The organism is Allobosea sp. MMO-172 (assembly GCF_037147855.1).
Taxonomy (GTDB): domain Bacteria; phylum Pseudomonadota; class Alphaproteobacteria; order Rhizobiales; family Beijerinckiaceae; genus Allobosea.
The window spans coordinates 100,765-112,768 of record NZ_JBBCUM010000017.1; the positions used below are offsets into that span (position 1 = coordinate 100,765).

General features: G+C 61.6%; 9 protein-coding genes and 2 pseudogenes. 6 read left to right on the forward strand and 5 right to left on the reverse strand.

Annotated features, from left to right (window positions below):
• Nucleotides 1-6 precede the first annotated feature (6 nt).
• A complete protein-coding gene (locus tag WFK61_RS21880) occupies nucleotides 7-876 on the reverse strand; it encodes a site-specific integrase (protein ID WP_336814177.1) in 870 nt (289 codons plus the stop codon).
• Between the two features lie 747 nt (nucleotides 877-1,623).
• On the opposite strand from WFK61_RS21880, the gene WFK61_RS21885 reads away from it, so the two are divergent.
• The 5 genes from WFK61_RS21885 to WFK61_RS21905 all read left to right on the forward strand — a co-directional run bounded on the left by WFK61_RS21885 (nucleotide 1,624) and on the right by WFK61_RS21905 (nucleotide 7,117).
• On the forward strand, nucleotides 1,624-3,165 hold the full coding sequence (locus WFK61_RS21885) for an MBOAT family O-acyltransferase (protein WP_336814178.1): 1,542 nt from the start codon (nucleotides 1,624-1,626) through the stop codon (nucleotides 3,163-3,165).
• Between the two features lie 8 nt (nucleotides 3,166-3,173).
• The gene (locus WFK61_RS21890; protein WP_336814179.1) at nucleotides 3,174-4,199 is read left to right on the forward strand and encodes a hypothetical protein; all 1,026 of its coding nucleotides are present in this window, start codon (nucleotides 3,174-3,176) and stop codon (nucleotides 4,197-4,199) included.
• Nucleotides 4,168-5,823, forward strand: a complete 1,656-nt coding sequence (locus WFK61_RS21895) for an amino acid adenylation domain-containing protein (protein WP_336814180.1) — start codon at nucleotides 4,168-4,170, stop codon at nucleotides 5,821-5,823. The genes WFK61_RS21890 and WFK61_RS21895 overlap by 32 nt, the downstream gene beginning before the upstream one ends.
• A gap of 60 nt (nucleotides 5,824-5,883) precedes the next feature.
• On the forward strand, nucleotides 5,884-6,126 hold the full coding sequence (locus WFK61_RS21900) for an acyl carrier protein (protein WP_336814181.1): 243 nt from the start codon (nucleotides 5,884-5,886) through the stop codon (nucleotides 6,124-6,126).
• A gap of 94 nt (nucleotides 6,127-6,220) precedes the next feature.
• Complete coding sequence (locus WFK61_RS21905; RefSeq protein ID WP_336814182.1) at nucleotides 6,221-7,117, forward strand: methionyl-tRNA formyltransferase; 897 nt, start codon at nucleotides 6,221-6,223, stop codon at nucleotides 7,115-7,117.
• Between the two features lie 39 nt (nucleotides 7,118-7,156).
• Here the strand turns inward: WFK61_RS21905 and WFK61_RS21910 are convergent.
• Nucleotides 7,157-7,282, reverse strand: a pseudogene (locus WFK61_RS21910) (IS5/IS1182 family transposase); the annotation flags it as partial.
• Nucleotides 7,283-7,585: 303 nt separating this feature from the next.
• Nucleotides 7,586-8,159 (reverse strand): annotated as a pseudogene (locus tag WFK61_RS21915) (FMN-binding negative transcriptional regulator).
• 201 nt (nucleotides 8,160-8,360) lie between these two features.
• On the opposite strand from WFK61_RS21915, the gene WFK61_RS21920 reads away from it, so the two are divergent.
• The gene (locus tag WFK61_RS21920; RefSeq protein WP_336814183.1) at nucleotides 8,361-8,711 is read left to right on the forward strand and encodes a hypothetical protein; all 351 of its coding nucleotides are present in this window, start codon (nucleotides 8,361-8,363) and stop codon (nucleotides 8,709-8,711) included.
• A gap of 58 nt (nucleotides 8,712-8,769) precedes the next feature.
• On the opposite strand, the gene WFK61_RS21925 is transcribed toward WFK61_RS21920, so the two are convergent.
• Together WFK61_RS21925 and WFK61_RS21930 are read right to left on the reverse strand one after the other, a co-directional pair.
• Nucleotides 8,770-9,261 carry a DUF411 domain-containing protein gene (locus tag WFK61_RS21925; RefSeq protein ID WP_336814184.1) on the reverse strand — a complete coding sequence of 164 codons (492 nt, stop codon included), beginning with the start codon at nucleotides 9,259-9,261 and terminating at the stop codon, nucleotides 8,770-8,772.
• A 159-nt stretch (nucleotides 9,262-9,420) separates the two neighbouring features.
• A partial coding sequence (locus WFK61_RS21930; protein ID WP_336814185.1) for an efflux RND transporter permease subunit occupies nucleotides 9,421-12,004 on the reverse strand: 2,584 nt, incomplete at its 5' end.

A 12,004-nucleotide genomic window follows, 5' to 3' on the forward strand; every position in this document is an offset into this window, starting at 1 on the left:
CGCCGCTCAGGCGGGCGGCGTGACAGTCAGGTCGAGGCGATCCAGCGGGCTTTGCGTCCTGGCGATCGTCGAGGTCGCCACATGGGTGTAACGCGCCGTCGTCGACAGATTGCTGTGGCCCAGCAGCACCTGGATGATCCGGATATCGGTTCCGCTTTCCAGAAGATGGGTGGCGAAGCTGTGACGCAGCGTGTGGACGCTGACCCGCTTGGTGAGTCCTTCCGCCTTCGTCGCCGAGCGGCAGGCCGCGTGCAGGACCTGGACATCGATCGGCTTGTCCGGGCTGCGGCCCGGGAACAGCCATGGCGCCGGGCGCGCCAAGCGCCAGTAGCTGCGCAGGATGGCCAGCAGGGCCGCCAACAGCATCACGGTGCGGTCCTTGGCGCCCTTGCCATGCCGGACCTGCAGCACCATCCGGCTGCTGTCGATATCGGCCACCTGCAGGCTGACCGCCTCCGAGGCGCGCAAGCCCGCGGCATAGGCCGTGGCCAGCGCCACCCGTGTCTTCAGCGACGGCACAGCTTCCAGAAAACGCACGACCTCATCGGCGCTAAGGATCGACGGCAGCTTGCGCGGCGTGCGCGCATAAACGATCCGCTCGGGGAGCTCGGCATGGTCCATCGTCACGCCGTAGAAGAACCGCAACGCGCAGACGATCTGGTTCAGCGCCGGCCAGGAGATCCCCTGCGAGACCAGATACACCTGGAACGAGCGGACATCCTCCAGCCCGAGCCGATCCGGCTGGCAGCCGAAATAACGGCTGAACTTCGTCACCGCGTGCAGATACGATCGCTGCGTGGCCGGCGACAGGTTGCGCAGCGTCATGTCGTCGATCATGCGGCGACGAGGGGCGCTCATCGGCTTGGCTGCGGGCATCGGGAGCTCCTGCTGGCTGGGTGGCTTCAACACCCAAACCCTCCCAGCCGGAGCCTCCCGTCACAAACCCCGCAGCTCTCCCGCGTCAGCGGGTTCGTTCAATCCCAAAAACGCCAGCCGTGCTAAAAATCTGCCAAAGTAGAGCTAATCTGGAACTCTCGCTTAGTCCTGTCGGCGGGCGTACCTCACCGTGCTACGATTAGGTTTGGCTTTACGGGTGACCCGTGCCTGGCAAAGGCTCCGGCCACTAAAATGGCTCTTCATTCACTCGGTCCGGGCACGATGGAACCGGCTGAAGGTTGAGCCTTGAAGCAGAGTGTCGTGGTGCAAGTCGGACAACGGACCAAACCGTAGTGGCCGCCGTGTTGCTCGACCGCCCGCGGTGACCGTACAGATCCAACGATTCAGCTACCAAACGCGTTAGCCCGCCAAGCCGATGCCGGAGCCCGCCGCTCGAAGGCGACTATCCAGGCATCACCGCTGACCCCGACGCCGTGTCGACGTGAACGCCCGGCCAATATGGCTGGCAGGGAAAATGAGCCTTCGGCGCCGCGCAGGCCATTGCTCAACGAGCCACAGATCACATGACACATGTCAAGTTTGCCCCTGCATTCCCGTGGCACTGGACATGCCGCTGCTTGAGCCCGCAGGCGGAGCGCGGGCTACAAGGCATGGAATGCCACCGCATGCGCGGTGTGGAATCTCGCCTCGCCATGAAACTGCTGATTGTATCGGGAGTTGAATGACATGTTGTTCAACTCTCCTCAATTCATATTTCTGTTTCTTCCCTGTGCGGTCTTGGGGTTCTTTCTGCTAGGGCGCAGCGGAAAGCCAGGCCTGGCCCTGAGCTGGCTCGTCGCAGCATCCTTATTCTTCTACAGTCAGGTCAATCCCTGGCTCGTCTTCGTGCTTCTGGGCTCGCTGTTTTGGAATTTCGCGGCCGGCCTCGTTCTCGCCAGCAGGAAGTCGCGGCTCCTTCTCGGTCTCGCGATAGCCGGGAATTTGGGCGCGCTGGCTTGGTTTAAATATGCTGGCTTCTTCGCTGGGCTCGTCGATTCGCTGACTGGTGCCGCACCATTCGATCTGGCGAACGTCGCCGTACCGCTCGGCATTTCTTTCTACACCTTCCAGCAGGTCTCCTACGTCGTCGACGCATATGACGGGGTCAGTCGCGAAGACAACCTGATACGGTACTTCGCGTTCGCGTCGTTCTTTCCGCAGCTTCTTGCTGGCCCCATCGTTCGCCACAGCGAGATCGTCAGCCAACTGCGCGACCCCGCGACTTACGCTCCACAGGCTCGCAACATCGCCCTCGGCCTGTCTGCATTCGCCATAGGATTGTTCAAAAAGATCATCATCGCGGACAACCTCGCACCGGCCGCCAATGCCACGTTCGACCTTGCGGCTCATGGGGCGTATCCGCCTATCGATTTTGCGTGGATCGGAGCAACCTCCTACGCCTTGCAACTGTACTTTGATTTTTCGGCCTATTCCGACATGGCGATCGGCCTTGCCCTGATCTTCAATATACGATTGCCATTCAATTTTTCATCTCCGTACAAGTCTGCAAGCATCATCGAATTTTGGGAGCGTTGGCATATCACGCTGACCCGATTTCTCACGACTTACGTCTACAACCCAATCGCGATGCGCCTCACCAGAGCTCGTATCAGCGCAGGGAAACCGGGGCTGCGCCGATCATCTTTCGAGCTGAGGCCATTCCTTCACTTGATCGCGACCCCAACGATCCTAACCATGGCCTTGTCCGGTCTCTGGCACGGCGCCGGTCTTCAGTTCGTCGCGTGGGGACTCCTTCATGGCCTCATGCTCGTGGTCAACCGCGCCTGGAGAAGCGCCACGGCGACGCTGCGGAGCGTGCAAGGGATACGAGTGCCTCGTGCGGTTGGAATTCCGCTGACCTTTTTCTGTGTGACCGTTGCCCTCGTGTTCTTCAGGGCGAACGGTCTCGATCATGCTGTCACCGTCTTAGGTGGCCTAGCCGGCTTGGCGAGCGGCCCTACCCCCGCAGCACTCGATGCGGCCGGAGGCCTCAAGGTACTCGTGCTTGGGCTTTTTATCGTCTGGTTCCTGCCGAACACCCAGCAATGGCTCGGCCTCGTCGAGTGCAAAATGCTCGCAGGATGGACGAGTCTCAGGGCGGCTTTCGATCCGGGAGATCGGAGACTGCCCAAATTCCTGCATGGCGCTCTTGCCGGGGCGGTCCTGAGCATCGCGCTGTTGCGCCTTCTGGGCGAGGCGCCGGCCGAATTCCTCTACTTTACGTTCTAGGTGCGCACATGAAAGCCTACCTGCTTGGACTGCTCGTCGGCGGCTTGTCAGCATTGGCTCTCGTTGCGGGTGGGTTCATGGCTGTCATGAACTTCAAGCCGCAAAACCTCATCGCGCCTGCCATATCCAGCGTAGAATCGGTCAACGAAAAGTTCCGGTTCATTCGCCGTCATCCTGGCCTGAACCCTGAAGTTGTCTTGGTCGGTTCATCCGTCGCTTGGCGACAATTCGACGGAGCCGCTTTCTCGGCCGGGACTGGCGCAACATTTCTGAACGGGGCTACGGCCCTGCTCTCGGTTCATCAAACGCGATACCTGACGAAGTTCTATGCGGACTTGTTCCCGCGCGCCTCCACCTTCGTCATGCTGACCAACCTCACCGATTTCGGCGATTGCGGCCAGAACCGTAATATCTTCAAGCCCGACGACGCCGAGAAGTATGTGCGAGGAGAGTGGCCGGAAATTTTCTTTTACATGAAATACCTGACGCTCGCTCGATATTACTCCGCATACCGCATTTGGCCGCAGGTGACCGTGCCGTTTACTGGCGACCGCTGGCAAGACGAGTTCGGGTCCAGCCCGCTGCAGGTTGCCGATCGCGGCCTCCGGTATGGTCCGCTGAAGTTCGATCCGACCTGTGTCGAGGAACTCAAGCAGTTTTCGGCTGAGCTTCGGGCCGGCGGGCGTCAGCTTGCCGTCGTCATCACGCCGGTCCGGCCAGGCTATCTTGCAAACTATCCCGATGCCCGCTCGCAGCTCGAGGCCATCATCTGCGAGATCGATCCGCAACTCCATAAAGACGGCAACCTGCTCGTGGACTTGCGTGAGGCCGATGTCCAGGAGTCGGATTACTGGGACGCCTTTCATCTGCAATGGCCCGCAGTTCAGCGGCTCACTGTCGGACTGAGCAAGGAGTTGGCGCCGTTCGTCCGGCGCGGAAACAAGGTGCCCGAGATGCAGATTGCGAGTTGCAGATGCGGGATCAACGAGCCTCGGAGCGGAGATGATGCTTTCCAGCTTCCCCTTGAACAATAGCTGCCTGGCCGACACCGGGCCGGCATCGGATGGGACGCTCACTTCCGCGCTCGCCAGGTCGGCGCGGCTCTTTCCGGATCGACCTGCGGTGTGGGCGCGGGGAGAAACCCGAACTTTCGATGAGTTCTGGGGCGCGGCCGGCACACTCGCGGCGGCATTGATCGATGCGGGAGTCGAACCGAACGATCGGGTTGCTCTTCTCTGCTCCCGCACCATCACGGCCTACACGGCGATCGCGGCTGCCCTGCGTGCTGCCACGACGTATGTTCCGCTCAATCCGCGTTACCCGCTGGAACGAAACCGAAGCATCCTGGCGGCCTCCGGTGCGAGCGCGCTTATCATCGACCGCAAATGCGCCGCGCTGTTCGAGCGCCTCCTGGAAGCTCCTCCGCCGAGCTTGAGGGTGATCCTGGCCCCGGAGCCCGATACGCGCCGTCCTACGGTAAGCACGCTGTTTCTCGACCCAGAGGATCTGGATCGGAGCGCAACGAGGCGCGCCCAGTGGCCCTCGCCCGTGGCTGAGGACCTCGCCTACCTTCTGTTCACCTCGGGGTCTACGGGGGCCCCGAAGGGTGTCCCGATTACGCATGGGAACGTCACATCTTACCTTGCCGGAATCTCGAACGTCGCTCCGGTGAGTCCGGAGGATCGTCTCATTCAGCTTGTCGACCTCACATTCGATCTCTCCGCTCACGACATGTTCATGGCCTGGACGAACGGTGCATCGATCGTGAGCGTCCCCGAGAATGCGACTCCGCTGGCTCCTCGGTTCGTTCAGGAGCAACAGGCGACGATGTGGCTGTCCGTCCCATCCGCGATCGGCATCGCGCATCAGGCTGGCCTCCTGGGACCTGGCACGCTGCCGAGTCTTCGGTGCTCGCTATTCTGTGGCGAAGCCTTTCCCACTGCGCTGGCTCAGACCTGGGCCCGTGCTGCGCCAAACAGCGTGATTCATAATCTCTACGGCCCCACCGAGGCCACGATCGCCATCAGTTACTTCACCTATCAGCCGGGTGATGCCCCAACGGTCCTGCCCATTGGCCAGGCCTTCGAGGGACAGGGGATGGCTCTGTTCGACGAGACCCGGCAGCCCGTTGCGCCCGGTGCGGTCGGAGAACTGTGTTTGGCTGGATCACAGCTCACCCGCGGGTATTGGCGGCAACCAAAGCTCGACGAGGACAAGTTCCTGACAATCGACGGGACACGCTGGTATCGAACCGGCGATCTCGGACGATGGAGCGAGGGCGATGGCTTCCATTACCTCGGCCGTATTGATCATCAGGTTAAGATTCGAGGGTATCGGGTCGAACTCCATGAGATCGAAGGCGCTTTACGAGCAGCAACCGGGCGCGATCTCGTCGCCGTCATTCCTTGGCCGCAGGCCGTCGACGGAGTGGCCGATGGCGTCGTCGGCTTCGTTGTCGGCGAACCACTCGACCCGAGCATCATCCGCAAGCACCTGGAGACATGTCTCCCCGATTACATGCTGCCCCACTCATTGTTCTTTCTCGAAGCGCTTCCGTTGAACTCGAACGGAAAGATCGATGCGCGTGCACTCGCGGAAAGCCCTGCACTCCATGCTCTGCAAAGCAAGGGGCGACGTGAGCCGACCGGCCCGGCATGAGGCGCACCTGCGTCGCCGGCCGAAGACGCATCTTCACCCTCAAGACATGAGGATCAATACATGAACGTACTCAGTCATCTGCAGGAGATCGCAAGGAGCGTATTCGAGAACGAGCACATCGTGCTCGGACGAGAATCAACGGCGGCCGACATCGCGGAGTGGGACTCTGTCTCGCATATCTCCCTGGTGCTGGCTGTTGAAAGCGAGTTCGGCATGCGGTTCGGCACAGCCGAGATCGGGTCCCTCGAAAATGTCGGCGACTTCGTCAATCTGATCGAGAGAAAGATGGCAAACGCTGCTTGAGCGGGCGGCCATGGCGCGATCCCGACGGCTCGGGCCGCGTTTCGCAGGGGGGCGCCACGCCGGGCCGTATCGATAGGCCCGGAGGAGTCCGGTGATGCCGATACGATTTTTGGTGCTCGGCGAGGGCTGGCCCGCGAAGAGGGCCGTTCGGACCATCCAGGCCCACACAAACGGCCGCCTCGTAGCGTGGATCAGTCCGGATACTGACAAGCACGAGTTGGAAATCGAACTAAGCGATTTCAATTCAGCTCGTGGCGCCGAGTATGTGCGGAAGCAGCAGGTCGATTGGGTTGTCAGCGCGAACAACATACAAATCGTAGGCGAAGACGTTTTAAGGGAAGTCGGGTATAAAGCTATCAACCTTCATCCAGCTCCCCTGCCTGAATACGCAGGGCTCCACTGTCATCAATGGGCTATTCGTAATGGAGATAAATTCTTCGGAGTAACGATCCATGTGATGGGTGGCTGTATCGACTCTGGAGATATTGTCGCAGAGCATAAATTCGTACTGTCAGGGGAAGAGACCGGGCTTAGCTTATTCATCAAATGCATGGGAGAAGGGGCATCGTTGCTTGAGGTTGTTCTCAATACAATCCTGTCAGGACGCGACCTAGGCCGCCGACAACAGGATTTATCCAAGCGGCGAGTTTATCGGCACAGTGACGCGATAGCGTCCGAGTTGAATTGGCAAGAACCGGCTGAGCGTTTGATCCGGTTCATCAGGGCATGCAACTATGAGCCATTCGCGTCTCCTACTTACAGTGCAAGATTAAAGCTTATCAATGGCGATGTTGTCACTATAATATCAGCAATTATTGGAGGTTTCACTGCAGAGGAGCCTGGTAGTTTTGTAAAAGTATCGGAGAGTGGCATTCACGTAGCCGCCGGCGATCGTAGAGAAGTGGTTGTCACGAAGGCTAAACACGCGGGAATCGATCTGTACGGCCATGCACTTGCCGCGTTTTTTGGATCGTATGGTCGCGCAGCCTGACGGATCACAAGGGCGTTGTCCGAGCCCTAAGGGCCGAACTTACAACCAGAAGCAGACGGTTGCAGCGATGCAGACGGCTGCGAGAACGTTGACGGCGTTGCGGTTGTATCGCGCGGCAACGCGTCGGAAGTCCTTGATGCGGCAGAGCATGCGTTCGATGGCGGAATGAATCGGTCTGCCGCATGGTGCTCTAGCCGACACCGAACGAGACCGGGTGGCTTGCGCCGTAGCCCAAAACCGGGGCGCAAAGGGTCAACGGTCTCTCAATCGGGCGTAGTGAAATCAAAGGCTTAGGTGAAGCTGGGCGAAGTTTCGACCCGGCCCGCCATTCCGTTTCAGATCAATGTCTTAGCCAGAGGATTGGGCCAGTGGGACATTCCGGTGGGGCATTCCTGTGTTCAATCCGGCCTGTTTGCTGCGTTCTAAAGCAGCATCTTCTATCTCCGCTGGCCGATTCCCCGGTGGCCTTCAGACCGGGATCAGGGTCGCGACATGGCTCTCCGTCGGCCTCTCGCTATTGGCGAGGCCGGCGGCGACCTCGGCGCGATCGGCCGGGCCGGGCTGCAGTTCTGGCTGAGCTTGCGCTTGCCCTCGAGCGTCGTGATCGGCATGCGCAGTCCGACGATGCCGCGCAATTGCGCCTGGATGAACTCCGCCGGCGCATCCGAGACTGCCCACGGCGCGGCGCACTCGCCCTCGTGCAGGTTGGTGAGGCGGGTGACGACGTCTAGTAGGCGTGCGGCATCGTCGAAGAATTCGACCGGACCGGAGGCGTGGACGGTCGCATAGTTCCAGGTCGGTACGACCTTTCCGGTCTCCTGCTTCACCGCGTACCAGCTCGGCGTCACATAGGCGTCCGAATCTGCGGAGATGGCGAGGCCGTTGCCGACCGCCGGTGCGCGCCTTGCGAGTTCGCCCTCGCGAGATGGTCGTAGTGCACACCATGCTTGCCTTCGTTTTCGTCGATGAAGAGCGGCAGCGGCATTGCCAGAGGGCTTTGAGTGGTCCAATTGGAGGAGAAGGGCGTCGCCCGCCGGACCATCGCCGCGATCAAGCAGCGAATCCATGGCAGGGAATATCGGCCGGGCGCTCGCCGCCGAATGGGGGGTGTCGCGGACGATGGCCACAAGCGATCCTCGCCCGGCGAAGGTGAAACACTTCACATCTGAAGCCGACATCCCCATTTCAAACCTAGATCCTCAAGCCCCGACCGGGTTACCCTCGGGACAATCCGGAGGAGGATATGATGAGGACGTCCCGCCAAATCGCCCTGTCGGCGACCTGCCTGCTTCTCCTGGCTCAGATTCAATCCGCGGTAGCCCACCGTGCCAACCCCGGCTTGGGCGTTAAAGAGATCACCAGCGCGATCAACGGCAAGGTCTGTGCGACAGCAGGAGGGGCGAACTTCACCTTCGATAATGATGGGCGCTTCTCGTATGATAGCCTCTGGCAGAGCAGCGGAAACTTCACGCTTGGCGATAGCGCGGTCGTGGTGACCTTCGACAGCGGCCTTCAGCGCACCTTTGAAAGCTCCAAGCGAGACGGCGCGCTCTACATGGAACAGACCCGCGTCGTCTGCACTGCGAAGCAATAACGCGAACGTTCAGCCGGGCGAGCATAGCGCCCGGCTTCCAATTCAATCCCGGACCAGATCAGACCTGCTGGAGCCCTCGGTAGCGCGCAAACACGTGCTGCTTGCCGGCCGAAAAGATGGCGATTTCGTAGGACTGCGGCGTTTGACCAGGCACCTCCATGCCGGGCGAACCGACCGGCATGCCGGGAATCGCGATGCCGATCGCCTTCGGACGCTCGACGAGCAGTCGCTTCACCGCATCGGCTGGGACATGCCCTTCAATGACATAACCGCCAATCTCGGCCGTGTGGCACGACATAAGGGCATCCGGAACGCCAAGCTTGGCTTTGAGCGGCATCACGTCATCGAGCTCGAGCACTTCAACCGGAAAACCCGCAGCTTTGATATACTCGATCCAATTGCCGCAACAACCGCAATTCGGATCGCGGGTCACGGTCATCTTCGGCAGTGTTTCGGTCGCCACCACTGTTCCGGCCAGCGCCAAGGCCGTTAATGCTTGCGCCGCTCCGATCATCAGCCCTCGGCGGCTTAGTGGGATATCGATCTGCATATTCGTTCTCCTTCAATCTCGAGTGCGCCTTCACCGGGAGAAGACGTATTTGACCAACGCGGCGATCACCAAAAGCAGCACGGCGACGCGGAGCCAGTGGAACACCGCCATGCTCCTGCCCATCCCATTCATCAGGTCGTGCATGTCGGTCACTCCACCTCATTCAACAGCAGCAGCTGGCCGCTGCACCAATGCAGGCGGGACTGCCACGATGTTGGTTTCCTTGGCCGGCGGAAGCCGCCAGCCTTTGACTAGGCCGTAGATCGCCGGGATCACCAGCAGCGTCAGCACGGCCGATGAGACCATGCCGCCGATCATCGGCACGGCGATGCGCCGCATCACCTCCGATCCTGTGCCGGTGTTCCAGAGGATCGGCAGCAGACCAGCCATGATCGCGACGACCGTCATGATCTTCGGCCGCACGCGCTCGACGGCACCAAGCATGATCGCCTCGTGCAAATCGGCGCGGGTGAACGCTCGCCTTTCCACCGCGCAGCGCGCTCGCACTTCGCTGAGCGCGTGGTCGAGATAGATCAGCATGATCACGCCGGTCTCGGCGGCGACGCCGGCGAGCGCGATGAAGCCCACCGCAACCGCCACCGACATGTTGAAGCCGAGCCACCAGAGCAGCCAGACGCCGCCCACCAGTGCGAAGGGCAGCGACAGCATGACGATGAAGGTCTCTGTCAGCTTGCGGAAACTCAGGTAGAGCAGCAGGAAGATGATCGCGAGCGTCACCGGCACGACCAGCTTGAGGCGGGCCTCGGCCCGTTCGAGATATTCGAACTGACCACTCCAGGCGATGCGGTAGCCTGCGGGAAGCTTGATGCTCTGCGCGATCGCGTTCCGGGCATCGCGGACATAACCGCCGAGGTCGCGCCCAACCGTATCCACGAAGATATAGACCGCAAGCTCGCCGTTCTCGGTTCGGATCGAGGTGGCGCCGCGCTTGCGCTCGATGCTCGCGACCTCGCCGAGCGGTACGCTGGCGCCGGACGGCGTAGAGACCTGGACCTCGCGCGCAATCGCCTGGGGATCGGAACGCAGGTCCCGCGGGTAGCGGATGGCGACCCCGTAACGCTCGCGCCCTTCGACCGTTGTCGTCACCGTCTCGCCGCCCATCGCCATCACCACGGCGTTCTGGACGTCGCCGACGGAGAGCCCGTAGCGCCCTAGCGCGATACGGTCCGGTACGATGTCGAGGAAGTAGCCGCCGATGACGCGCTCGGCATAGGCGCTGCTCGTGCCCGGTACGGTCTTGAGGATGGTCTCGACCTGGCGCGATATCGCCTCCATCTGCGCGAGATCGGTGCCGAAGACCTTGACCCCGATCGGCGTGCGGATGCCGGTCGCAAGCATGTCGATGCGGGCCCGGATCGGCTGCGTCCAGGCGTTGGAGACGCCCGGGAACTGGAGGGTCTTGTCCATCTCCGCCTTGAGGCTGTCGAGCGTGACGCCTTCCCGCCATTCCGCCTTCGGCTTCAGGTTGATGATGGTTTCGAACATCTCGGTCGGCGCCGGGTCGGTTGCGGTCTGGGCGCGCCCAGCCTTGCCGTAGACCGAGGCGACCTCCGGAAATGTACGGATGATGCGGTTCTGAGTCTGAAGCAGCTCAGCCGCTTTGGTCACCGAAATCCCTGGCAAGGTCGTCGGCATGTACATCAGCGTGCCCTCGTCGAGGGACGGCATGAACTCCGAGCCGAGCTGCCGTGCTGGCCAGAGGCTGAGCCCGAGGACGGCCACCGCAGCCAGGATCGTCAGGGTCTTGGCCCGGAGAACGCCGCGGATCATCGGACGGTAAAGCGCTATCAGGCCTCGATTGATCGGGTTGCGGCTCTCCGGAATGATCCTGCCCTTGACGAAGATGACCATCAGCGCCGGGACGAGCGTCACCGACAGGAGCGCCGCGGCCGCCATGGCAAAGGTCTTGGTGAAGGCGAGCGGCCCGAACAGGCGGCCCTCCTCCGCTTCCAAGGTGAAGATCGGCAAGAACGAGACCGTGATGACGAGCAGGCTGAAGAACAGCGCCGGGCCGACCTCGCTCGCCGCCTCGATCAGGATCTCGACGCGCGGCTTGTCCGGCTGAGCCCGTTCCAGGTGCTTGTGCGCGTTCTCGATCATGACGATGGCGGCGTCGATCATCGCACCGACGGCGATGGCGATGCCGCCGAGGCTCATGATGTTGGCGCCGAGGCCGAGCGCCTTCATCGCCGCGAAGGCCATCAGGATGCCGACCGGCAGCATGATGATCGCGACCAGGGCGCTGCGCAGATGCAGCAGGAAGACGATGCAGACCAGCGCGACGATGATGCTCTCTTCGATCAGCGTGCCCTTCAGCGTCTCGATCGCCCGCTCGATCAGCCCGGAGCGGTCATAGACCGGCACGATCTCGGCACCGCCCGGCAGGCTCGCCGCGACCTCGGCAAGGCGCGCCTTGGCGTGTTCGATCACGGAGAGCGCGTTGGCACCGAAGCGTTGCAGAATGATGCCGCTCGCGACCTCCCCCTCGCCGTTGAGCTCGGTGATGCCGCGCCGCTCGTCGGGACCGAGTTCGACACGGGCGACATCGGAGAGACGAAGCGGTACACCCCGATCGCTTTTCAGGACGATATTCTCGATATCGGCGATCGACTTCAGATAGCCGCGGCCACGCACCATGAACTCGAACTCGCTGAGCTCGACCGTGCGTCCGCCGACGTCCATGTTGCTGCTGCGCACCGCCTCGCGCAGCGTCGCCAATGAG

What these genes read in the sequence shown, in the direction of transcription:
- WFK61_RS21880 (WP_336814177.1), bottom strand. Translation starts at nt 876, where the DNA reads ATGCCCGCAGCCAAGCCGATGAGCGCCCCTCGTCGCCGCATGATCGAC.
- WFK61_RS21885 (WP_336814178.1), top strand. Translation starts at nt 1,624, where the DNA reads ATGTTGTTCAACTCTCCTCAATTCATATTTCTGTTTCTTCCCTGTGCG.
- WFK61_RS21890 (WP_336814179.1), top strand. Translation starts at nt 3,174, where the DNA reads ATGAAAGCCTACCTGCTTGGACTGCTCGTCGGCGGCTTGTCAGCATTG.
- WFK61_RS21895 (WP_336814180.1), top strand. Translation starts at nt 4,168, where the DNA reads ATGATGCTTTCCAGCTTCCCCTTGAACAATAGCTGCCTGGCCGACACC.
- WFK61_RS21900 (WP_336814181.1), top strand. Translation starts at nt 5,884, where the DNA reads ATGAACGTACTCAGTCATCTGCAGGAGATCGCAAGGAGCGTATTCGAG.
- WFK61_RS21905 (WP_336814182.1), top strand. Translation starts at nt 6,221, where the DNA reads ATGCCGATACGATTTTTGGTGCTCGGCGAGGGCTGGCCCGCGAAGAGG.
- WFK61_RS21920 (WP_336814183.1), top strand. Translation starts at nt 8,361, where the DNA reads ATGATGAGGACGTCCCGCCAAATCGCCCTGTCGGCGACCTGCCTGCTT.
- WFK61_RS21925 (WP_336814184.1), bottom strand. Translation starts at nt 9,261, where the DNA reads ATGCAGATCGATATCCCACTAAGCCGCCGAGGGCTGATGATCGGAGCG.